27 protein-coding genes are annotated in these 21,512 nt (G+C 66.5%); 21 read left to right on the top strand and 6 right to left on the bottom strand.

Going from position 1 to position 21,512, the window contains the following annotated elements; all coding sequences use genetic code 11:
• Positions 1 to 181: 181 nt before the first annotated feature.
• A complete protein-coding gene (locus ACFWPH_RS24685; protein ID WP_378754471.1) occupies positions 182 to 1,369 on the bottom strand; it encodes a lycopene cyclase family protein in 1,188 nt (395 codons plus the stop codon).
• A 444-nt stretch (positions 1,370 to 1,813) separates the two neighbouring features.
• Entirely contained in the window at positions 1,814 to 2,293 is a 480-nt protein-coding gene (locus ACFWPH_RS24680) for a hotdog fold domain-containing protein (protein WP_378754470.1), read from the bottom strand.
• 536 nt (positions 2,294 to 2,829) lie between these two features.
• On the opposite strand from ACFWPH_RS24680, the gene rpsJ reads away from it, so the two are divergent.
• The 15 genes from rpsJ to ACFWPH_RS24605 all read left to right on the top strand — a co-directional run bounded on the left by rpsJ (position 2,830) and on the right by ACFWPH_RS24605 (position 10,446).
• Positions 2,830 to 3,135 carry a 30S ribosomal protein S10 gene (gene rpsJ, locus ACFWPH_RS24675; protein ID WP_003938093.1) on the top strand — a complete coding sequence of 102 codons (306 nt, stop codon included), beginning with the start codon at positions 2,830 to 2,832 and terminating at the stop codon, positions 3,133 to 3,135.
• Positions 3,136 to 3,149: 14 nt separating this feature from the next.
• Complete coding sequence (gene rplC / locus ACFWPH_RS24670) at positions 3,150 to 3,815, top strand: 50S ribosomal protein L3 (RefSeq protein WP_378754469.1); 666 nt, start codon at positions 3,150 to 3,152, stop codon at positions 3,813 to 3,815.
• Positions 3,812 to 4,486 (top strand): 50S ribosomal protein L4, encoded by a 675-nt coding sequence (gene rplD / locus ACFWPH_RS24665; protein WP_378754468.1) that lies wholly within the window; start codon positions 3,812 to 3,814, stop codon positions 4,484 to 4,486. Before rplC ends, rplD begins: the two co-directional genes overlap by 4 nt.
• Positions 4,483 to 4,788 carry a 50S ribosomal protein L23 gene (rplW, locus tag ACFWPH_RS24660; protein WP_019045018.1) on the top strand — a complete coding sequence of 102 codons (306 nt, stop codon included), beginning with the start codon at positions 4,483 to 4,485 and terminating at the stop codon, positions 4,786 to 4,788. The genes rplD and rplW overlap by 4 nt, the downstream gene beginning before the upstream one ends.
• A 33-nt stretch (positions 4,789 to 4,821) precedes the next feature.
• Positions 4,822 to 5,658: a 50S ribosomal protein L2 gene (gene rplB, locus ACFWPH_RS24655; protein WP_033244236.1), complete on the top strand. Its 837-nt coding sequence runs from the start codon at positions 4,822 to 4,824 to the stop codon at positions 5,656 to 5,658.
• Between the two features lie 14 nt (positions 5,659 to 5,672).
• Positions 5,673 to 5,954 carry a 30S ribosomal protein S19 gene (gene rpsS, locus ACFWPH_RS24650; RefSeq protein ID WP_030522695.1) on the top strand — a complete coding sequence of 94 codons (282 nt, stop codon included), beginning with the start codon at positions 5,673 to 5,675 and terminating at the stop codon, positions 5,952 to 5,954.
• Positions 5,951 to 6,349, top strand: coding sequence for a 50S ribosomal protein L22 (gene rplV / locus ACFWPH_RS24645; protein WP_033244237.1), 399 nt, complete (start codon positions 5,951 to 5,953; stop codon positions 6,347 to 6,349). The genes rpsS and rplV overlap by 4 nt, the downstream gene beginning before the upstream one ends.
• Positions 6,350 to 7,147: a 30S ribosomal protein S3 gene (gene rpsC, locus ACFWPH_RS24640; protein ID WP_280461613.1), complete on the top strand. Its 798-nt coding sequence runs from the start codon at positions 6,350 to 6,352 to the stop codon at positions 7,145 to 7,147. It abuts the gene before it with no gap.
• 3 nt (positions 7,148 to 7,150) lie between these two features.
• Positions 7,151 to 7,567, top strand: a complete 417-nt coding sequence (gene rplP / locus ACFWPH_RS24635; protein WP_280414132.1) for a 50S ribosomal protein L16 — start codon at positions 7,151 to 7,153, stop codon at positions 7,565 to 7,567.
• Positions 7,567 to 7,806: a 50S ribosomal protein L29 gene (gene rpmC / locus ACFWPH_RS24630; protein WP_033244240.1), complete on the top strand. Its 240-nt coding sequence runs from the start codon at positions 7,567 to 7,569 to the stop codon at positions 7,804 to 7,806. Before rplP ends, rpmC begins: the two co-directional genes overlap by 1 nt.
• Entirely contained in the window at positions 7,803 to 8,072 is a 270-nt protein-coding gene (rpsQ, locus tag ACFWPH_RS24625; RefSeq protein WP_039822436.1) for a 30S ribosomal protein S17, read from the top strand. The genes rpmC and rpsQ overlap by 4 nt, the downstream gene beginning before the upstream one ends.
• Positions 8,073 to 8,284: 212 nt before the next feature.
• Positions 8,285 to 8,776, top strand: coding sequence for a helix-turn-helix domain-containing protein (locus tag ACFWPH_RS24620; protein ID WP_378754467.1), 492 nt, complete (start codon positions 8,285 to 8,287; stop codon positions 8,774 to 8,776).
• 322 nt (positions 8,777 to 9,098) lie between these two features.
• Complete coding sequence (locus tag ACFWPH_RS24615) at positions 9,099 to 9,518, top strand: AAA family ATPase (protein ID WP_378754466.1); 420 nt, start codon at positions 9,099 to 9,101, stop codon at positions 9,516 to 9,518.
• Between the two features lie 89 nt (positions 9,519 to 9,607).
• Positions 9,608 to 10,024: a prevent-host-death protein gene (locus ACFWPH_RS24610; RefSeq protein ID WP_378754465.1), complete on the top strand. Its 417-nt coding sequence runs from the start codon at positions 9,608 to 9,610 to the stop codon at positions 10,022 to 10,024.
• 98 nt (positions 10,025 to 10,122) lie between these two features.
• Positions 10,123 to 10,446 (top strand): cytotoxic translational repressor of toxin-antitoxin stability system, encoded by a 324-nt coding sequence (locus tag ACFWPH_RS24605; RefSeq protein WP_378754464.1) that lies wholly within the window; start codon positions 10,123 to 10,125, stop codon positions 10,444 to 10,446.
• 103 nt (positions 10,447 to 10,549) lie between these two features.
• Here ACFWPH_RS24605 and ACFWPH_RS24600 read toward each other — a convergent pair whose 3' ends face one another.
• Entirely contained in the window at positions 10,550 to 10,894 is a 345-nt protein-coding gene (locus tag ACFWPH_RS24600; protein ID WP_378754463.1) for a winged helix-turn-helix transcriptional regulator, read from the bottom strand.
• A gap of 141 nt (positions 10,895 to 11,035) precedes the next feature.
• On the opposite strand from ACFWPH_RS24600, the gene ACFWPH_RS24595 reads away from it, so the two are divergent.
• The 3 genes from ACFWPH_RS24595 (at position 11,036) to ACFWPH_RS24585 (ending at position 13,467) form a co-directional block, all read left to right on the top strand.
• Entirely contained in the window at positions 11,036 to 12,157 is a 1,122-nt protein-coding gene (locus tag ACFWPH_RS24595; RefSeq protein WP_378754462.1) for a tRNA-dihydrouridine synthase, read from the top strand.
• Positions 12,158 to 12,169: 12 nt separating this feature from the next.
• On the top strand, positions 12,170 to 12,661 hold the full coding sequence (locus tag ACFWPH_RS24590; RefSeq protein ID WP_378754461.1) for an NUDIX domain-containing protein: 492 nt from the start codon (positions 12,170 to 12,172) through the stop codon (positions 12,659 to 12,661).
• 215 nt (positions 12,662 to 12,876) lie between these two features.
• Positions 12,877 to 13,467, top strand: coding sequence for a hypothetical protein (locus tag ACFWPH_RS24585; RefSeq protein ID WP_378754460.1), 591 nt, complete (start codon positions 12,877 to 12,879; stop codon positions 13,465 to 13,467).
• 294 nt (positions 13,468 to 13,761) lie between these two features.
• On the opposite strand, the gene ACFWPH_RS24580 is transcribed toward ACFWPH_RS24585, so the two are convergent.
• Entirely contained in the window at positions 13,762 to 14,505 is a 744-nt protein-coding gene (locus ACFWPH_RS24580; protein ID WP_378754459.1) for a CPBP family intramembrane glutamic endopeptidase, read from the bottom strand.
• 166 nt (positions 14,506 to 14,671) lie between these two features.
• Here ACFWPH_RS24580 and ACFWPH_RS24575 point away from each other — a divergent pair, with 166 nt between their 5' ends.
• Complete coding sequence (locus tag ACFWPH_RS24575; protein ID WP_378754458.1) at positions 14,672 to 16,204, top strand: alpha/beta hydrolase; 1,533 nt, start codon at positions 14,672 to 14,674, stop codon at positions 16,202 to 16,204.
• 327 nt (positions 16,205 to 16,531) lie between these two features.
• Here the strand turns inward: ACFWPH_RS24575 and ACFWPH_RS24570 are convergent, their stop codons facing one another.
• The gene (locus ACFWPH_RS24570; RefSeq protein ID WP_378754457.1) at positions 16,532 to 17,545 is read right to left on the bottom strand and encodes a pseudouridine synthase; all 1,014 of its coding nucleotides are present in this window, start codon (positions 17,543 to 17,545) and stop codon (positions 16,532 to 16,534) included.
• A 51-nt stretch (positions 17,546 to 17,596) separates the two neighbouring features.
• Positions 17,597 to 18,298, bottom strand: a complete 702-nt coding sequence (locus ACFWPH_RS24565) for a siderophore-interacting protein (RefSeq protein ID WP_378754456.1) — start codon at positions 18,296 to 18,298, stop codon at positions 17,597 to 17,599.
• Positions 18,299 to 18,619: 321 nt separating this feature from the next.
• Between ACFWPH_RS24565 and ACFWPH_RS24560 the strand changes: the two genes are divergently transcribed.
• Both ACFWPH_RS24560 and ACFWPH_RS24555 read left to right on the top strand, forming a co-directional pair.
• A complete protein-coding gene (locus tag ACFWPH_RS24560; protein ID WP_378754455.1) occupies positions 18,620 to 19,672 on the top strand; it encodes an AMP-binding protein in 1,053 nt (350 codons plus the stop codon).
• A gap of 516 nt (positions 19,673 to 20,188) precedes the next feature.
• Positions 20,189 to 21,481 carry a SidA/IucD/PvdA family monooxygenase gene (locus ACFWPH_RS24555; RefSeq protein ID WP_378754454.1) on the top strand — a complete coding sequence of 431 codons (1,293 nt, stop codon included), beginning with the start codon at positions 20,189 to 20,191 and terminating at the stop codon, positions 21,479 to 21,481.
• The last annotated feature ends 31 nt before the right edge of the window (positions 21,482 to 21,512 follow it).

Here is a 21,512-nt window from a genome sequence, read left to right as displayed (position 1 = left end):
GCAGGGTGGTTCGGGGCTGCTGCCGTGCGCACGGTTGAGGTTGATTCCGGCAGGTCGGCCGGATGGCTCGGGGGACCGCCGACTCTGCCGGGACTACCGTCGCGGCCGGCGCCGGAGTTACTCCCAGTCGTTGGTCGGCCGGCTCGGGTTACTCCCGGCTGTCGGCGGGTTCTGCTCGGGACTACTTGCGGCTGTCGGCCGGCACCGCGGGTGCGAAGGGATAGTCGACCCACCGGTTGCGGTTGGTCCAGCCGACCAGGTCGTAACGCCAGCGGAACGGCCAGGTGTGGGCGACGGTGTTGAACAGCACCGACCCCAGGACCGCGTAGTCGTCGTGCGCCGACAGCAGGGCCCGCTGCCCGCGCGGGGAAGCGGAGAAGAAGGAATCGAACATGGCGACGGACTGTTCGGTGGTCAACCGGCCCAGCCCCCACAGCCCGCGCATCCGCATCCAATAGGTGAGGCGCGCCTGCCACGGCCACAGCGCGGCGATCGGGTCCTCGCCGCACCGGATCGCGGCGACCGCGGTATCGGCCAGCGCGAACGAATCGGCCACGCTGTAGCCGGTGCACGGATGCATCATCCCGCCACGGGAACCGAACGGCACCACCCGCCCGGCACCCTTGGCCGGCGGCGGCGTGTCCAGCGGGTAGTGCGCGGCCTCGCTCGGCTCCTCTCCGGTCAGTTCGATACCGTGCGCGGCCAGCCGGTTGAGGGTGCGTTTACGCAGTTCGTGCTGCGGCATCCCGCCCCGCAACCCGAGGCTGGTCTCCTCGAAGACCACGGTGCCGTCGCCGAGCGGTACCGAGTACAGGAACGACGGCGGTTCATCGGGCCCGGCGCCGTTCTCCGGCCGCCAATCCAGCAGCAGCCCCTCGCCCTCGCGGACCATCGGCTCGGCGGTTTCGGCGGCGACGAAGATCCCGTGCGCGCTGGCCGTACGGCGGTCACCGGGTCCCGGCATACCGCGGGAGTCGACCACCACCGCCGCGCGGAGCGCCGTGCCGTCGGCGAGTTCGACCTCATGCGCATCCACCCGGGTCGCGCGCTGTGCGTACACCCGGGCGTCGTCGAGCGCTAGCGCATCCCGCAGCAGCGGTTTCGACAGCACGCAGTAGGGACGTTCGATCCGGAGCTCGGCAGTGGTCCAGACGACCGGTGCGGGAATCCGGCTCGCGATCACGCTGTGCGGTAACCACTCCGGCAGTTCGTCGATCCAGCAGGAGAACGTCGGCGGCCACAGCCGGTCGGGCCGGGGGTCCACGGCGGCGACCCGCAGCCCGGCCACGGTAGCGCGGTGGGCGAGAGCCCGGCCGGACGGGCCCAGCCCGACGACGCAGATATCGAACTTGTCGGTACTGGCTGACATGTACTGCATTCAACGGGGTTCGGCCGGGGGAGAGCAACAGGCGGCTGGCGGGATGGTTGTGAGCTGGGTCGCGGGGGTGATGGGTGGGCCTGGTTGCGGGGGTGATGGGTGGGCCTGCTCGCGAAGGTGCTGTGTTTTTGGCGCGCTGGCGCGCGCGGGTTTTGGCCCCCTAGGTCCATGCTTTCCGACCGCGATACTCGCGGCTGCGCCGCATTGTCTCGCGGTCGGAAAGCATGGACGGGCCAAAACCTTTCAGGGCCTCGCTGGACTCGGCGCCGCCGTTGGTTACGTGGGGATGGGGTGGGCCGGCCTCGGAGTGAGCCTGTCGGTGTCGGTGTCGGTGTCGGTGTCGGTGTCGGTGTCGGTGTCGGTGTCGGTGTCGGATGGGTGGGGGTTCTCTTGGTGCCCGCCGGACCGCGCTCGATTGCGGGGCCGGGCGGGAAGTCAGTTCTTGGGGGTGACCCAGGTGGTGATGTCGGCGTGCACGACCTCGCAACCCGTTTGGTCGTAGATCGATACGGGGACGGTTACGTCGCGGCCTTCGGTGATGGTGGCGAAGTCGGGGATTTCCGGGAGTTCGGCGACCGCACGGAGGCCGGTGGTGGCTTTGGTGAGGTACTGGACCTGCATTGCCTTGGGGATCCAGCGGTGCGTGGTGGGGACCGTTGCCTCGCTCAGCATGCCCATGGCGATCTCCGCCAGGTTGCAGGCGGCGATGGCATGGAAGGTGCCGAGGTGGTTGTGGACACCGAACCATTTCGGGGCCTTGACCTCGCACAGGCCGGGTTCCAGCCGGACCACCCGGGGCAGGACTGTGGCGAAATAGGGGACGCGGGCCACCATCGACAGGGAGAACAGTCCGTGGCCGAGGGGGTTGTCCGGCAGTTTGCGCCAGCCGCGGTAGGTACCGGTGAGGTTCGTCATGCCGCTATCTTACTCAGCGGTAAGATAGTCGTTCGGCGGTATGGTTGCCGCAGTGCGCGACCTCGGCCGACCCCGATTTGAAACGCCTCGGGGGGCTCGTGCATACTGTTCGGGTTGCCTTGCCCCGGGTCGCCGTCGTTTCCATGAAATGACACGGCTGGGCGGGGTGAGTAAAACCAGCGAGTACCTCACCGAATGCGGTGCGGGTACGTCCGGGACGAAGTTCCGCAGGCCACGATCGAAGTTTTCTTCCGGGGCCGAGGAATGAGCGAGAAGGCGACACGCCCGACCGCGTGGACCGGAGAACCATGACAGATGAACAGCGGCACGGACTGGGTTTTGCCTGGTCGTGGTCTCCGCCGTGTTGGTCTGGTGCCCAATCGGGTGCCCTGCGTGGAACGCAGGCTGCCTCCTTCGGGCCCTGGCCGATCGGGCACGGGACGTCATCGTGTGTTCGGGCTGTGCAAATGAAGGTGGTACGGACGCCCTAGCCGGTATCCGGATCACGGACGAAAGCGGAGAAAAGGACACTTAGCGTGGCGGGACAGAAGATCCGCATCAGGCTCAAGGCCTATGACCACGAGGCGATCGATGCGTCTGCACGCAAGATCGTCGAAACGGTGACCCGCACCGGGGCCCGGGTCGTCGGGCCGGTGCCGTTGCCGACCGAGAAGAACGTGTACTGCGTCATCCGTTCGCCGCACAAGTACAAGGACTCGCGCGAGCACTTCGAGATGCGTACGCACAAGCGGCTGATCGACATCCTCGACCCGACGCCGAAGACGGTCGATGCCCTCATGCGCATCGACCTGCCGGCCAGCGTCGACGTCAATATCCAGTGACGGGGACTCTCGATATGACTGACAACAAGAGCAGGCCCGCGGCCGGCATCCTGGGCACCAAACTGGGCATGACCCAGGTGTTCGACGACAAGAACCGGGTCGTCCCGGTCACCGTCGTCAAAGCCGGACCGAACGTGGTCACCCAGATCCGTACCGTCGAGCGTGACGGCTACAGCGCGGTGCAGGTCGCCTTCGGCGCTATCGACCCCCGCAAGGTGAACAAGCCGGAATCCGGCCAGTTCTCCAAGGCCGGTGTCACCCCGCGCCGGCACGTCGCGGAGATCCGCGTCGCGGACGCGTCCACCTTCGAGGTCGGCCAGGAGATCTCGGCCGACGCCTTCGAAGAGGGCACCTACGTCGATGTCACCGGCACCAGCAAGGGCAAGGGCTTCGCCGGCACCATGAAGCGTCACGGCTTCAGTGGTCAGGGCGCGTCCCACGGTGCGCAGGCCGTGCACCGCCGCCCGGGTTCCATCGGTGGCTGCGCCACCCCCGGCCGCGTGTTCAAGGGCATGCGCATGTCGGGCCGGATGGGTAACGACCGCGTCACCACGCAGAACCTGTCGGTTCACAAGGTGGACGCCGAGAACGGCCTGCTGCTGATCAAGGGAGCGATCCCGGGTCGCAAGGGCGGCGTCGTGATCGTCAAGAGCGCCGTGAAGGGTGGTGCGCACGCATGACCAGCCTCGAGAAGAAGGCCAACCTGACGCTGCCGGTCAAGGAACTCGGTGGCAAGTCCAACGGCACCGTCGATCTCCCCGCCGAGATCTTCGATGTGACCGCGAATATCGCGCTGATGCACCAGGTGGTCGTGGCCCAGCAGGCCGCCGCGCGCCAGGGCACGCATTCCACCAAGACCCGCGGCGAGGTCCGCGGTGGTGGCAAGAAGCCGTACCGGCAGAAGGGCACCGGCCGCGCCCGCCAGGGTTCGACCCGCGCCCCGCAGTTCGCCGGCGGTGGCACCGTGCACGGCCCCAAGCCGCGCGACTACAGCCAGCGCACCCCCAAGAAGATGATCCAGGCCGCCCTGCGTGGTGCGCTGTCGGATCGGGCGCGCAGCGAGCGGATCCACGTGATCAGCGAGCTCGTCGCAGGCCAGGACCCCTCGACCAAGACCGCGAAGACCTTCCTGTCCGAGCTTTCGGACCGTAAGAAGTTCCTCCTGGTCGTCGGCCGCGAGGACGTCACCGCCTGGAAGAGTGCCCGCAACCTGGAATACGTGCACACCATCGCACCGGACCAGCTGAACACCTACGACGTGCTGGACAGCGACGAAGTCGTGTTCTCCGTCGAGGCGCTCAACGCCTTCGTGCACGGCCCGGCTGAGGCTGCACAGGAGGAGAGCAAGTGAGCACCATCGCCGATCCGCGCGACATCCTGCTGGCGCCGGTCATCTCGGAGAAGTCCTACGGCCTGATCGAGGAAGGCACCTACACCTTCCTGGTCCACCCGGACTCCAACAAGACCCAGATCAAGATCGCGGTCGAGAAGGTCTTCGGGGTGAAGGTCACCAGCGTCAACACCGCCAACCGTCAGGGCAAGCGCAAGCGGACCCGCTTCGGTTACGGCAAGCGCAAGGACACCAAGCGCGCGCTCGTGACCATCTCGGCCGACAGCAAGCCCATCGAGATCTTCGGAGGCCCGGTCGCGTAAGCGCCTGGGAATCCAGAAAGCAGAGAAGAACTCATGGCAATCCGTAAGTACAAGCCGACTACCCCGGGCCGCCGCGGGTCGTCCGTCTCGGACTTCGCCGAGATCACCCGGTCGACCCCCGAGAAGTCGCTGGTTCGCCCGCTGACCAAGAGCGGTGGCCGTAACGGCCACGGCCGGATCACCACCCGCCATCGCGGTGGCGGTCATAAGCGCGCCTACCGGCTGATCGACTTCCGCCGGCACGACAAGGACGGTGTACCGGCCAAGGTCGCTCATATCGAGTACGACCCCAACCGCACCGCCAATATCGCGCTGCTGCACTACCTCGACGGCGAGAAGCGCTACATCATCGCCCCCCGTGGCGTGGTGCAGGGCACCAAGATCGAGTCCGGTCCCACCGCGGATATCAAGCCCGGCAACAACCTGCCGCTGCGCAATATCCCCACCGGTACCACCATCCACGCGGTGGAACTGCGTCCCGGCGGCGGCGCCAAGATGGCCCGCTCGGCCGGTGCCAGCATCCAGCTGCTTGGTAAGGAAGGCCCCTACGCCACGCTGCGTATGCCCTCCGGTGAAATCCGCCGCGTCGACGTGCGCTGCCGCGCCACCGTCGGCGAGGTCGGCAACGCCGAACAGTCGAACATCAACTGGGGCAAGGCCGGCCGTATGCGCTGGAAGGGACGCCGTCCCACGGTCCGTGGTGTCGTCATGAACCCGGTCGACCACCCGCACGGCGGTGGTGAAGGCAAGACCTCCGGTGGTCGCCACCCGGTCTCGCCGTGGGGTCAGCCGGAAGGCCGCACCCGTAAGCCGAACCGTCCGAGCGACAAGCTCATCGTCCGTCGCCGTCGCACCGGCAAGAAGCGCTAAGGAGGAGGTAAGAAATGCCACGCAGCCTCAAGAAGGGCCCGTTCGTCGACGACCACCTCCAGGCGAAGGTGGACGTGCAGAACGACAAGGGCACCAAACAGGTCATCAAGACCTGGTCGCGTCGTTCGACCATCACCCCCGATTTCATCGGCCACACGTTCGCCGTCCACGACGGCCGCAAGCACGTGCCGGTGTTCGTCTCGGAGAACATGGTCGGGCACAAGCTCGGTGAGTTCGCGCCGACGAGGACGTTCCGTAGCCACGTGAAAGAAGATCGGAAGAGCAAGCGGCGATGAGCACAGAAACGCAGAATCCGACTGCGCGCGCGACCGCCAAGCACGTGCGCGTGACCCCGATGAAGGCTCGCCGGGTCGTGGACCTGGTCCGCGGCAAGCGCGTCTCCGATGCGCTCGACCTGCTCCGGTTCGCCCCGCAGGCCGCCAGCACCCCGGTCGCGAAGGTCGTGGCCAGCGCCGCGGCCAACGCCGAGAACAACCTCGGCCTCAACCCGGACACCCTGGTCATCTCGACGGCCTACGTCGACGAGGGCGCGACCATGAAGCGGTTCCAGCCTCGGGCCCAGGGCCGGGCCTTCCGGATCCGCAAGCGCACCAGCCACATCACCATCGAGGTCGAGAGCGTCCCCACCGCCGGTGGCACTCGTGGCCGCCGGAAGGGAGGGGCAAAGTAAATGGGACAGAAGATCAACCCCCACGGCTTCCGCCTCGGTATCACCACCGACTGGAAGTCCCGTTGGTACGCCGATAAGCAGTACGCGGACTACGTCAAGGAAGACGTCGCCATCCGCAAACTGCTGAGCACCGGCATGGAGCGGGCCGGCATCTCCAAGGTGGAGATCGAGCGCACCCGGGACCGGGTCCGCGTCGATATCCACACCGCGCGTCCCGGCATCGTCATCGGTCGCCGTGGCGCCGAGGCCGACCGGATCCGCGCCGCGCTGGAGAAGCTCACCAAGAAGCAGGTCCAGCTGAACATCCTCGAGGTCAAGAACCCCGAATCGGATGCCCAGCTGGTTGCTCAGGGTGTCGCCGAACAGCTGTCGAACCGTGTGGCGTTCCGTCGCGCGATGCGTAAGGCCATCCAGTCGGCCATGCGTTCGCCGAACGTCAAGGGCATCCGCGTGCAGTGCTCGGGCCGCCTCGGTGGCGCCGAAATGTCGCGCTCGGAGTTCTACCGCGAAGGCCGCGTCCCGCTGCACACCCTGCGTGCCGATATCGATTACGGCCTGTACGAGGCCAAGACCACCTTCGGTCGGATCGGTGTCAAGGTCTGGATCTACAAGGGCGATATCGTCGGCGGCAAGCGTGAGCTGCCCGCCACCAGCGCCCCGGCCGGCGATCGCCCGCGTCGGGAGCGGCCGAGCCGCCCGCGTCGTTCCGGTTCCTCCGGCACCACTGCGACCAGCACCGAGGCCGGGCGCGCCGCTACCGCGGTGGCCGAGCCCCCGGCAGAAAAGCAGGAGGGCTGACCCATGCTGATGCCCCGCAAGGTCAAGTTCCGTAAGCAGCATCACCCGAGCCGCAGCGGTCTCTCCAAGGGCGGCACCTCGGTGGCGTTCGGTGAGTTCGGTATCCAGGCTCTGGAACCGGCGTACGTGACCAACCGGCAGATCGAGTCGGCACGTATCGCGATGACCCGCCACATCAAGCGTGGCGGCAAGATCTGGATCAACATCTACCCGGATCGCCCGCTGACCAAGAAGCCGGCCGAAACCCGTATGGGTTCCGGTAAGGGTTCGCCGGAGTGGTGGGTCGCGAACGTCAAGCCCGGTCGCGTGATGTTCGAGATGAGTTACCCCAACGAGGAGATCGCTCGTGAGGCCCTGCGCCGCGCGATGCACAAGCTCCCCATGAAGTGCAGGATCGTGACGAGGGAGGAGCAGTTCTGATGGCTACCGGTACTCCGGCCGCAGAGCTCCGCGAGCTGACCGAGGACGAGCTCGTTCAGCGCCTGCGTGACTCGAAGGAAGAGCTGTTCAACCTGCGCTTCCAGATGGCGACGGGTCAGTTGACCAATAATCGCCGGCTGCGTGTGGTGCGTCATGAGATCGCGCGTATCTACACGGTCATGCGTGAGCGCGAGCTCGGTTTGGCCACCGGACCCGCTGACAAGGGAGATGCGGCATGAGCGAGAAAGAGCAGGAGCGCGGCCGCCGCAAGGTTCGGGTCGGTTACGTTGTCTCCGACAAGATGAACAAGACGATCGTCGTGGAGCTGGAAGACCGTAACCGGCATGCTCTCTACGGCAAGATCATTCGCACCACCTCCAAGGTGAAGGCGCACGACGAGAACGAGGTCGCCGGTGTCGGCGACCGCGTGCAGCTGATGGAGACCCGGCCCACGTCGGCCACCAAGCGGTGGCGGCTGGTCGAGGTCCTGGAGAAGGCCAAGTAAGGTCTTCTTCCGGCTGTCGAGTCGATAAACGCAAGGCCCGCTTCCCATTCCGGGAGGCGGGCCTTCGTCGTGACGGACGTGTGGGGCCGTAATACGGATCTTGTCGGTTCTGGTTGGTAGGTAGCGGATGCCCTTGACACCCGTACGAGTGTTGTTCGTTTTGTTCGTTTTGCCATAGGGTGGACTCGATACCTTCCTGCGGTGAGGAATGCATGGCCAAGGCAGCGGCAAGCTCGAACGTTCGCACTTATGTTCCTGGAGGCGAGGATGCTCAGATCCTCGACTTCACTCGTGCGCTGGAAGCAGTCGGTGGCAATGCGCCTGAGCTGCGGCCGGTGCTGGTCGCTGCCGACGGAAGCCGGGTCGAGCTTCCGGACGCGGTCTACGATGTACTTCGCCAAGTCGCAGATGCTTTGTCGAACGGCATGGGTGTCACGGTTGCGCCCATGAACGCGATGTTGACAACCCAGGAAGCAGCGGATTACCTCGGTATCGCACGGCCGACCTTGGTTCGGATCCTCGAACGGGGCGATCTTCCGATGGAGAAGCCCGGCCGCCACCGTTTCGTTCGTCTTGCGGATCTGATCGAATACCAAGCACTGCAGCGAGAGCAGACCCGAGGGGCGCTGGATGATCTCATCGACGACGCCGAGGAAGATTCGCTGTATACGGCGACGGATGGACCGCCTGCGGAGACGCGGTGACCGATGGTCTTCCCAGCGTTCTTGGACACCAACGTCCTCTATAGCGCGACCCTCGTGGATACGATACTGCGGATCGCCGAAGAAGGCGCATTCCGGCCGCATCGGCCGGCGGGTGTCCTCGCCGAGTTGACCGAAGTGTTCGTACGCGAGGCCGGCACCAGCGGGAGAAATTCTGACGATCCTGGTTTCGACGCGGAGACGCTCGACCGAGCGCGGTGTGATGAACCACGAGCGCAGTGGTGTGGGTACCGATCCGGAGGTGGGTCTGTCCAGTGGTCTCGGTAGGAGGGGCAGGTTCGAGGCTTCGGCGCATGATGACCCTGTGGACAAACTCCTGGTGTTGGTCAACGGGTTGCCGGGTGCTGGGAAAACGACGCTCGGTCGGTCCTTGGCGACGACGATGGATGCCCAGTTCTTGTCGAAGGACGCGGTGAAGGAAGCGCTGGCGGCATGTGTCGATGACGCGGAGGCGGTTCCGGAGTTGGGCGGTGTCGCAATGGATGCCGTGTGGGCATTGGCGCTGGCAGTCCCACGATCCGTGGTCATCGACTCGTGGTGGTTCAAACCCCGTGACCTGCGATTCGCCGCGACCGGCATTGAACGGGCTCGGGCCGACCGTGTGGTTGAGGTGTGGTGTCGAGTACCGGCCGAGATTGCTCGGGCACGGTATGAGGCGCGTTCTAGGCCTGGGCCAGTCGACTGCGCCGATCTCGCAGCGCGAATAGAACAGGCCGACTGGTAGGCGGGCCAACCCCGCGAGCGCATCACGTACTTGACGTACCTGACGTACTTGCGGCAGCATGAATCCTACATATCTGAGAGGGTGAAGTAATGGCGGCCGTTCGCTACGACAGCTACACCGAGGCACGTGCGCATCTGAAAGATCTGCTCGATGCGGCTGCTCAGGGGCAGGTCGCCACTGTGCGTCGAGACACCGAGTATGCAGCCGTCGTCAATGCTGACCGATTGCGCTACGCGCTTGCACGCCTTTGCCCCTCGCGGGCCGAAGTCGTCGCTGAGAATGGCGGCTGGTCCGTGTTCTTGCCCGGCCTACCGGTCGCAGCTGACGGTGCGACTCTCGATGAGGCGCTCGATGAAACGATCGAAGCACTCCGTGAATACGCCGAGGATTGGCAGAACCGGCTCCGGGACGCACCCAATCACCGGGAGAACTGGGGCTTGGTTCAACTGATCGAACTGAGCGATAACGAGCAGCTGAGGGAGTGGCTGGCGGGCGGGGCGGGATGAACCGACCGCTGCCGACGCGCGGGTACCACGCGAAGTTCTGTTCGGTCGAGGGCTGGGAGCAGGTCCGTAATGCGCGTGGTGGCACGGGAACGCACCACGTGATCTACGAACTCGTACTGCCGGACGGGAGAATTCTTCGCACGCGGATTTCTCATCCGGTGGACCGGACCGGCTATGGCGCTTCGATGTGGTCCCATATTTTGCGCGATCAGCTGGACGTCACCGAGGATGCTTTCTGGCGGTGTGTGCTGGATGGAGAGGCGCCAACACGTGCTCGACCAGAGCAACCGGTCGAGTCTCTTCCTGCTGACCTGGTGTTTCTGCTGGTTCACCGGGTGGGGCTCTCTGAATCCGAGATCTCGGCGATGGACCGGAATGCGGCGATCAACCGACTTCAACGATTCTGGACCGAAGGCCGGTAGCTCGCCGCCGGCGAACCAGCCGATGACCGAGGACCTGCCGGATGCGCCATTACATCCGGAAAGGGAGGCTCTTGCCACCCCTCGATCTCTCGGAGGAAACGGCTCACCGTGGTGGTGGGGCGTCCGGGGCGGTGATTCGCCGGTACTGCTTGCCCCAGGACTCGAGCAGCCCGGCCACGGGTCGCAGGTTCTTGCCGATCTCGGTGAGGTCGTATTCGACTTTCGGCGGTACCTCGGAGTAGACGGTGCGGTGGATCACCCCGTCGGCTTCGAGTTCGCGGAGTTGGCGGGTGAGCATGCGCTGGGTGATGGTGGGCATGGCGCGGCGTAGTTCGCCGAAGCGCATGGTGCCGTCGAAGAGGTGGTTGACGATGGCCATCTTCCATTTGCCACCGACCACCTCCATCGCCGCTTCGATGGTGCAGTAATCCGGTGTGTCCTCGATCATGTGAGCTCTATCGGTGTGCATCTGACCTCTATCGGTATACGGAATGTGCCTACGACACAGAAAAGACCGTACTTGTAGGGACAGTCGGTAGCGCGGAATCTGTTCCCGAACCAGTTGTCCAGTGTGTACGAGGAGATTCCCGTGACTGTCCATCCTGTTCTTTCCCCTGCACGAATCGGCAGTCTGCCATTGCGCAACCGAGCCGCGGTGGCGCCGATGTCGCGGGTCAGTACCGCGGGCGACGGTGTGCCCACGGCGGCTATGGCCGAGTATTACGCGCGGTTCGCCGCGGGTGGGTTCGGGCTGGTCGTCACCGAGGGCACCTACATCGATGAGCGATTCAGTCAGGCATATCCCGATCAGCCCGGGATCGTGTCCGCGGAACAGGTCGAGGGCTGGCGCCGGGTCACCGAGGCCGTGCATGCGGCGGGTGGGAGTATCGCGCTGCAGTTGATGCATGCCGGAGCGCTTGTCCAGGGCAATCGGCACAGCGATCGGACGGTTGCGCCGTCCGCGGTGCTGCCGAAGGGCGCGAAGATGCCCGCCTACGGTGGCGAGGGTACGTTCGCGTTGCCCGATGCGGCCTCCCGGGGGGATATTCGTGACCTTGTCGAGGGGTTCGCGTTCGCGGCCGGGCAGGCTCGGGCCGCCGGATTCGACGCGGTGGAGATCCACGGTGCCAACGGGTACCTGATCGATCAGTTCCTTACCGAGTACACCAATCTGCGTGACGACGAATACGGCGGTGACGCTGCCGGGCGTGTGCGGTTCGCGGTGGAGGTGGTCGAGGCGGTACGGGCGGCGGCCGGAGCCGGGTTCCCGGTCGGACTGCGGCTCTCGCAGACCAAGGTGAACGATTTCGGTTACCGGTGGTCCGGGGCCGCGGAAGCCGAGACGATTTTCCGGGCGGTCGCTGCTGCGGGAGTCGATTACCTGCACCTCGCCAGCGAGGGGCGGGACTGGTACGAGACCGCCATCCTGGACAACGGCGAAACGATCACCCGACTGGCCAGGAATGTCACCGGCCTACCGGTTCTGGCGAACGGCGGTATGCACGCACCGGGTCTGGTGCGGAAAGTGCTCGACGAGGGTCACGCGGACGTGGTCACGCTCGGTCGCGGCGCACTGGCGAATCCGGATTGGCCGCAGGTGATCGCCGCGGGTGAGCGTCCCGCGGAATTCGATCGTGCGTTGCTCACTCCCGATGTGACGTTGGCGAGCCAGGAATCCTGGAACGCTCGTGCCGTGGCGGCCGCCGTGTGATCCGATAGCCGGGTGGCGGGAATCGAAGAAACGGCAAGTACCGCACGAGCCCGGCTGGCGGCCGGTGCGCTGTTCGTCCGGGGAAACGACATACTCCTGGTGCACAAGGTCTACGGGAACGGCTGGGATATTCCCGGGGGTTATGTGGAGCCGGGCGAGGCGCCGAGTACGGCGTGTCGTCGTGAGGTCCGGGAGGAACTCGGGCTCGATCGGGCGCCCGGCAGATTGCTGGTGCACGATTGGGCACCGAGTTCTGCGGAAGGCGACAAGATCCTCTACGTATTCGACGGTGGCGAGCTGGGCGCGGTCGCGGGTTCGATCGTTCTCCAGGCGTCTGAGCTGGACCGGTGGGAGTGGGTCGATATCGGCGCCGTCGATGATTTCGTGGTGCCGAGGCTGGTTCGCCGGCTCCGCCGAGCGCACGATGCCAGGTCGAGTGCGGCGCCGGTTTACCTGGAACACGGTGAGCCGGTGTGGGTTTCGGATGGCTTGCCTCAGACGTGAGGCCGCGTCGCGCGCGGCGAAGCGAAGGTCGCTGACCTACTCCCGGACGATATCGGCGACGACGAAGCGGCGGTCCGGCCGCACGGGTATCGGCCTCCAGGGCGTGGCGGTCGTGCGTGAGACGGCCGTTGCCGTGGCGGTCGAGGAATGTGAAATGTGATATAGGGGAGGGCGGTTGACCGGCCGGGAGGGGTTGGCGCTACGGTGTACGGGCTATGAGGGACGCTGCGACAACGATTTCGGGGGCCTGGCGGAGCGAGGACGGAACGGCGGTCGCCTTCCGTGATGCCGCAGTGGCCTGGGCTATGGCCGCTCATGAAGTGCTGGCGGAGACCGCGACGGAGTACGGGTACTTCGTCACGGTGCAGGAGCTGGCCGAGCGGGTACAGGAGATGTCGGGGGTGCGTACCGACGCACCGACCCGCACCTGGATGGACGCGATTCTGCGGAAGGTGGCCCGGCGCTGCCACAACGCCGGCGAGCCGCCGCTGACCGCGCTGTGCGTGAAGCGGAATCTGAAGGTGAGCGACAGCTACAAGTATGTGCTGGAGCTGGCCGCGCTGCCGGTGCCGGCCGATATCGAAACCCACGCCGCGTATGCCCGCTGGGCCTGCTACGCGGCGCACGGCGCCGATGTTCCCGCCGACGGTGGCACTCCGCCGCTGATTTCGCGGGGCGGGTCGGCCAAGCGCTCCAGTGGAGCTGTCGCGACTCGGCCGGCGCCGCCGAAAACCGAATCGCGGACGGTCGTGTGCAAGAGCTGTTTCATCCAGCTGCCCAGCACCGGGATCTGCGAGCACTGCTGACACCATCGACCTATCCGGCGGCGATCAGACGCCTGCGGTATCGAGCGTCGCTTTCGACGGCCAGGAGCGACCGCAGGTGCGGACGTAGCCGCCCTGCCGTGGGAGCGAGTACTAGCCTTACTGGCCCGCTGCGCGGATTCCCGATGCGTTCGACGCAGTTGCCGACCGTGTAGGAGCAGGTATCGGGAGCCCGCCGCGAGTCCCGACCCGACCGGCGTGCGGCCCGGCGCGACCGAAGTACCGCACGCGGTCCCGCCGTCATCGACGGTCAGCTGCGGTCCGGAGTTGCGCAGTTCAGGCCAAGGTCGTATGCCAGAGGACGGCGGCGGTCAGCGCACCCGTGCCGTTGACCGCCCAGTGCAACGCGATGGGGGCCAGTAGGCTGCCGCTGCGATGGCGGAGCCAGGTGAATACGACTGCGGCGGCCGCGGTGGCGGCTACGGCCAGCAGGATTCCGGTGAGCTGGCCGAGCAGGCCGCCGCCGAGCACACCGGACAGTCCGCGGTTGCCGGTGGTGAGGCCGAAGGACGAGGCGATATGCCAGAGGCCGAACAGTAGTGAACCGGCGGCGAAGACGCCCCGGGCGCCCCACAACCGGTCGAGTGTGCCGTGCAGTACTCCGCGGAAGGCGAGTTCTTCCGGGATCACGGTTTGCAGGGGGATGACGATCATCGAGGCGATGAGCGCGCCGGAGATCGTGGCGTAACGGTCGGCGAGGAAGAACGGCCGGGTCAGGGGGAGGGCGGCGCCGATGGCGACTGCGGCCAGCACCACCCCGACCGCGGCGAGGGCGTATTTGGTTCCGGTGCGCCAATGCCGTGGCGACAGGCCGAGCTCCGACCAGTGCAGACCCCGGCGGCGCATCAGGGCGAGCAGCACCAGGGCGGCGACCGGGACGCTGACGATATTGGCCCAGGCCGTGGTGAAGTGGGCGATCAGGTTGGTGCAGACGAGTACCACCACCACGACCGCGACATCGATGTAAGCGTGGATTTTGTGCCGCGGAGCAGCCGTTTTCTCGGGAACCGGGTGGAGCATTGGGCCCAGTGTACGGATCGGCCGGGGGCACTCGCAGGGACGTGCCGGGCGACCGCGTTCACCCGGCGGGACCCCGGGAGCTCGATTAGCATATGCGGCGCGGCAAGGCCGCGAACTCGATCTGCCCAGTGGTACAACCAGCTGTTTCCGGGGAAAGTGGGTTGTGATGTCGACCGGCGATACGGACGCCGAGCGGCGTTCCGGCCGTGCCCGGTGGCGGGTGGTGGGGTGGCTGCTCGCGGTGATCGTGCTGGTGGCTGTGGCGCCGGTGCTGGCCGGTGATCGGATGCGGTTTCCGTACTACAGCCAGGAGCTGGCGTGGGAGTTGTGCGATACGCCGTCGGTCGATACTCCCGGTGTCGAATGCGCGGATGTGGTGGTCCCGCTCGACTACTCCGACCCCGACGGCCGCACCTTGACCGTGGTGATCTCCCGGGTTCCGGCTACCGACCCGGATCGGCGGCGCGGAATCCTGATGTCGAACCCGGGCGGCCCGGGGGCGGCGGGGTTGGACAGCCCGGCGCTGCTGGGGGATGTGCTGAGCCCTGATGTGCTCGCACAGTACGACCTGATCGGTATGGACCCACGCGGTATCGGTGCTTCCGATCCCGCGCCGCCCTGCGGCTGGCCGGTGTCGGAAGCGGTTCGGTCGGCCGGGCCGACCCCGGCCGGTTTCGACCAAGAAGTGTTGTTCGCCGGTGAGCTGGCCGCGGCCTGCCTGGACGGCGATATCGAGAAGCTGCGTCATCTCACGACCCGTAATACGGCGCGCGATATGGATCTGATCCGCGCCGTGCTGGGGGAGGAGAAGATCAACTACTTCGGATTGTCCTACGGGACGTATCTGGGCGCGGTGTTCACCGAGATGTTCCCGCAGCGCAGCGACCGGATGGTGCTCGACAGCGCGATCGACCCGGACCGCTACTGGACCGGCCTCGTCCAGGATTGGGGCCCGGCCGACGAGATCGCCTTCGACGACTGGGCCCGCTGGGCCGCGGCCCGCAACACCACCTACGGTCTCGGGGCGACCGCGCCGGAGGTCCGCGCGACGGTCGACGGGCTGTATCAGCGGACGGCCCGGGAGCCGATCATGGTCGACGGCTACGCGATCGACGACCATATCTTCCCTTTCATCCTGCACAACTTGCTGCGCAGCTATCAGGTCGACGAAACACTGGCCGCGACGGTGCGCGATATCGCCGCCGCCACCGCGGGAGATACGCAGAGTTCGGCCGAATCCGGGCTCGCGGACCTGCTCGAGGCGCTGTTCACCGGCGAGAACTCGGAACTGATGTTCGTCGCCTGCGGTGACGCCGACGCCCCGGACGACCCGCAGTGGTACCGGCGCAATATCGAAGCCACCCGCGCCACCCAGCCGCTGTTCGGGGCGCTGGCGAACAATATTCAGCCGTGCGCGTTCTGGCCGCCGCCCGTGGAGCCGGCGACCGTGGTGCGCAACGATGTGCCGGTACTGATCGTGCAGGCGACCGGTGACCCGCGGACGCCCTACAGCGAGGCGGTGCAGCTGCACCGCCATCTCAGCGGGTCACGGCTGGTAACGCTGCGCGATGTCCGCATCCACCTCACGTTCCGGCCCGGGCTCAGCAGCTGTGTGAACAATGCGATCAACGGCTATCTGGGTACCGGGGGGCTGCCGGCCACGGATATCACCTGCACCCCGAATCAGCCGGTTCGATGACCTGAGACCGGATCACCGGGGCGGCCCGAGTCGACCTGCGGCGTGGCCCGAACCCGGAGTGACGCCGGATCGGCCCACGCCGCGACGTAGACCCCATGGCGCGAGCAGGCGAGCCTCCGAAGTGACAGCCAACCTTTGGAAAATTCCACGGGTCCGCAGCGATCGCGGACTCCCGCCGCCGGACAGCACGACGGCAGAGACAACCCGGCAGTGGCCGGTCGACGCGGCTATCGGGAGGATGCCCGCTGTTCATCCGACCGCGGGCGATACACCTGCCGTTCGTTTTGCCGCCGCCGGCCCTGGAGTGGCCTCGGGGCCGCAGCGACTTCAGGTCCGTCGACCGAAGTGGCCCGGTGCCGGCCCACCGGGAGGCCGATGGGCCGGTTCGGCGGACTCGGCAAGGGCGGGCGGTCCGGTGGCCCACCCGTCGGGGTCGGTCCACGCCTGTAGTGATCGCGTGGTTTCGAATCGCCGGGGCTCACCGGTGCGTGGATCGGTGAACTCCAGGGTCGCGGCCAGTAGCTGGAGGGGGCGGCGGTAGTCATCGAGCTGTTTATCGGTGATCACCGGGTAGAAATCGTCGCCGAGAATGGGGATACCCAGCGAATTCATATGCAGGCGCAGCTGATGGGTACGCCCGGTCGCTGGATGCAGCCGGTAGCGGCCGAGCTCACCGCGAGATTCGACGAGTTCGATTCGGGTGCGCGCATTCGGTGGGCCCGGGACCTCCTGGGCCGCCAGGATGTGTTTCTCCTTGATGATCCGGCTCGTCAACTCGACCGGGAAGTCCAGTCCGGGCCGGATTCCGGCCACCGCCTCGTATTCCTTGCGGACGTGTTGCCGCTGGAACATCGTCTGGTAGGCGCCGCGGGCTGCCGGATCGATCACGAACAGCACCAGCCCGGCGGTCGCGCGGTCGAGCCGGTGCGCGGGAATCAGGTCGGGCAGGTCGAGTTCGCGGCGCAGCTTGACCAGGGCGGTCTGCAGGATATGGCTGCCGCGGGGGATGGTGGCCAGGAAATGGGGTTTATCGGCGACCAGGATGGTGTCGTCGCGGTAGACGATCGGGATATCGAACGGGACCGGGTGTTCGGCAGGGAGGTCGCGATGGAACCAGACCGCACCGCCGGGGACATACGGGGAGTCGAGGCCGAGCGGGCCGTCCAGGTCGACGATTTCGCCGGCCCGCAACATTTCGTCGATCCGTGCCGGTTCGACGCGGGGCAATCGGTGGATCAGATGTTCGCGCAGGCTCGGCCAGTCACCGTCTTCGGGGAGCCGTAGCCGGGCCGGGTCCAGTCCATACCGCTTCGGCAGCGGGGGCTGCTGCCTTCGTCGCATCGTCGCAGCATAGTCGGCGCGACCTGGGTGGCTGCGACGCGGACCGGTGGGCTACTTCCAGTAGCCCTGCGCTTTGATCTGGCTTTTCGGCAGCGTGGCGCGCAAGGTTTTCACCACGGCGCGGGTGGTGGCGGTATCGCAGGCGACCCAGGCGAACGCATCCTGGCCGACGGTGAGTCCCTCGGCCGCCTCGCGGATGGCGCGGCCGTCGTCGATGCGCTGGAGCCAGGTCACGGTGTGGTGCGGTTTGTTGCGCACGGGCAGGGTGGGGTCCGTGTCGTACTGCCATTCCAGCCACACCCGCGCCGGGGTGTCGCCGATGGCTTCGAGCAGGGTGTTCACCGCGGGTAGTGAGGCGCTGTCACCGAAGATCACGTATTCGCCCGGGGCGACGGCGGGCAGCTCGAAGTTCGAGCCCAGTACGGAAGTTTCGATGACCTCGCCGACCTGCGCTCGCTCGGCCCAGGCGCCGGCCGGGCCGTTGTGGACGGCGAATTCGATGTAGAAGTGGTCGGTCTCGGGATCCTGGTCGATCAGGGTGTAGCCGCGGTGGTGGAGTTTGTCGGTTTCGGCGTCCGGGATCCACAACCGGATGAACTGGGTGGGGTGGACCGGATGGTCGTTCAGCAGACCGCCGGCGGTGAAGCCGATGCGGATGTATTTGTCGGTGATCCGCTCGGTGGAGGTGACCGTCAGCCGGTAGTCGTCGGCCCGCCACACCTTCATGATTACGCCATTACTGCCTCTGCCCATGCAGGTTAGCTTAACCTAACTTCTTGGGTGCGTCGGGCTTGTCGAGGCTCCTTGCCGGCTTGTGGGTACGTCCACCCGCGTGAATCCGAGGGATCCTGTTCGCGTGACATGGGCCGGGCTGTTAGCTTAGCCTAAGCGAATTGTGAGATGAAAATGCGGAATGTCAGTATGGAGAATGCCGCTCTCGCAATGTAAGGTAAGCCTAAGTGCAATATGGTGTCAGGGTTCGGTGGTGACCGTGCCGAGCAGTGAAGCGGGAGCGGTGGTGAACGATCCGGTGGCGATCGGTACCCGGGCGCTGTCCGCGTCAGGAGGTGACTGATGACCGTCGTCGACGATATTCGGGGAATCGATTCGCTCGTTGCCGCGAGCCCGACAGCCGGTGAACGGGAACGCATCCTCGGTGAATGGGCCACCGGTGTCGAACCGTATGACCTGTCGCCGCTGGTCACCGTGATCCGGCACGGACATATGGTGCCCGGTACGCGGGTTGCGGCCCGCTACGACGGCGAGGTGGTGAGTTACGGCGAACTGTTCGGCCGGCTCGACGGGATCGACGCAGTACGCGGTTCGTCCGCGCTGCCCTCTCCCACCGGACTCGCCGCGCTGCTCGCCGAATTCGTCACCGCCTCCCGGGTCGGTGCCGGCCGTTTCGGTTGCGCCGGACTGCTGCTCGGCGCCGATGCGCTGGCGGTGGCCGTTGCCGACCGTCGCGGTGTCGCCGCCGACCGCCGTCTGCGCCGAGTGGATCCCGCGATGCGGCCCGCCGACGTCCGGCTGCTGGCGCTGCCGTGGGGCGATCCGCAGAACACTGCCGACCTGCTGGCGGCCTGGTCCTCGGGTGCGACTGTCGTGGTGCCGACCGAAACCCAGCGCCGCGACCCGGCCGCGCTGGCCGCGCTGGTCGAGACCCACGCGGTATCGCAGATAGTCGCCGAGGCCGAACTCCCGATCCGTCTCGCCGAGTCCGGGGTGGACCGGTTGCCGACCGTGGCGCGCTGGGATCTGGTCGGCACCGGGGGTGGTTCGGCGCTGCCGGAAGCTGTGCGCCGGTTGTCGCCGGATGCGGTGGCAACTGTCGCGTATCACGCCTCCGCCTACCTGGGTGCGGTCGCACGCGGACCGCTGGCGGCGACCGCCTGGACCCGTCCGGTACCCGGCGCGAAAGTGCTGCTGCTGGACGAAGGCCGGTTGGTCCCGCCGGGTGTTGTCGGTGATGTTCACATCGGCGGCCGCGCGCTGGGCGCCGAATTCGCCGGCGGTCTCGAACGCGAGCGGTTCGTCGGCGATCCCTATGAACCCGGTGCGCGCCTTTTCCGGACGGGTCACCGGGGTTGGTGGACCTCCGAGGGTCGGTTGATCATCGAATCCTGAGTGCCGCGGACCGTGCTGAACGGTGTGAGCGCGGTTGTCTGTGATCGGGGGGTGGCTGTATGTCGTCGGATGCCGCCGCCTGAGTGGTGTGTGGGCGCCCGGACGGTCTGTGATGGTTGCGTTGCGTGGCCGCGCTGATGGCTGCAGGTGGCATGTGCACTACCTGGAACCGGTTGTCTGCCGGGGTGAACCGCTCGCAGTCTCGGCTGGGTGGGGCGAGCCGCGCGCTCCGGGGTCGCGTCCGTGCGGAGCTGCGGATCCGGGTCGTCTCCGTGGCCGGCCGGGTCCAATGGGCCGGGTCTGGAATCGTGCCGATCTGTTCGGTATTTGCGCTGTTCACAGGCTATTCGGCTGAGGAACCGCGTTGTTTTCCGATCGGGCCGAAGGTTTCACGACCCGACCTGATGTAAGGTAAGCCTATGCGAACTCGGGTGGTTCGGACTGTCTCGTGCGGCAGGCGCCACCGCGTACAACGAGGCGCGACGCCATCGGGCTGTCGGGAAAGTGGGAGAACCAGTGGACAGACTTCTGGTGGTCGGTGCGGGTCCCAAGGCCATGGCGGTCGCCGCCAAGGCGTATGTGCTGCGCGAACTGGGTCTGCCGGCACCGCAGGTCACCGTGGTGGAACCCGATGCGGTGGGTGGGAATTGGCTGGCGACCGGCGGGTGGACCGACGGCCGGCACCGGTTGGGGACCAGCCCGGAAAAAGATATCGGCTTCCCGTATCACTCGACCTGGGCGCGCGGCCACAATCACGCCGTCAATCAGGCGATGATGGCCTTCGGGTGGACGGCCTTCCTGGTCGATCGCGGCACCTACGCGGAATGGGTGGATCGCGGGCGGCCGAGTCCGGAACACTCTCTGTGGGCGAAATACCTGCAGTGGGTGGCACGTAAGTCCGGTGTGGAAGTCGTGCGCGGCCGGGTGCGCACCATTCGTGCCGAGGGGGCCGGCTGGCGAGTCACCGTCGAAGCGGTGGACGGGGAAACCGCCGAGATCGACGCGCAGCGGTTGATGGTCACCGGTCCGGGCGACAGTAGGCGAGCGCTGGCCGAGCATCCGAAGCTGTTGAGTATCGCCGACTTCTGGGATCTGGCCGGTCGGCGAAAACTGCCGCCGTCCTCCCGGGCCGCGGTGATCGGTGGCGGCGAGACGGCAGGCTCGGCCATGGACGAACTGGTCCGCCACGATGTGCTGACGGTGTCGGTGATATCGCCCGCGGCCACCATCTACACCCGGGGTGAAAGTTATTTCGAGAACTCGCTGTTCAGTGATCCCGCCAAATGGCGGGCACTGAGCGTCGCCGAACGCCGGGATGTGGTGCGGCGGACCGACCGGGGTGTGTTCTCGGTGCGGGTGCAGGAAACGCTGCTCGCGGACAACCGAGTGCATCATCTGCAGGGCCGGGTGGTCCGGGTGGGCGATCAGGGCGACGGGGTGGCGCTGACCTTGCGTAACGAATCCCGGCCCGATCAGACGCATGCTTTCGATCTGGTGGTCGACGCGATCGGCGGTCAGCCGCTGTGGTTCCTGGACCTGTTCGACGACGAGGTCGCGGATCTGTTCGAACTGGCGGTGGGTGGCCCGGTCACGCAGGCCCGGATCGAGGCCGTGATGGGGTTCGATCTGGCGGTCGAGGGTTTACCGGCGAAGTTGTACCTGCCGAATATGGCCGGTCTCGCGCAGGGGCCGGGGTTCCCGAATCTCAGTTGCCTGGGCGAACTTTCCGACCGGATCTTGGCGAGTGTGCCGGCATCCGCGGGCGCGGCGGTGCGCTCGGAGCTGCCGGAACACGTCCCGGCACACTGACGGCCCAGCCCTAGGCTAGGCTTGCCTTACT

This window comes from Nocardia sp. NPDC058499, assembly GCF_042719915.1.
In the GTDB taxonomy this organism is placed as follows: Bacteria; Actinomycetota; Actinomycetes; order Mycobacteriales; family Mycobacteriaceae; genus Nocardia.
This window is presented reverse-complemented; position numbering and strand designations above follow the sequence as displayed.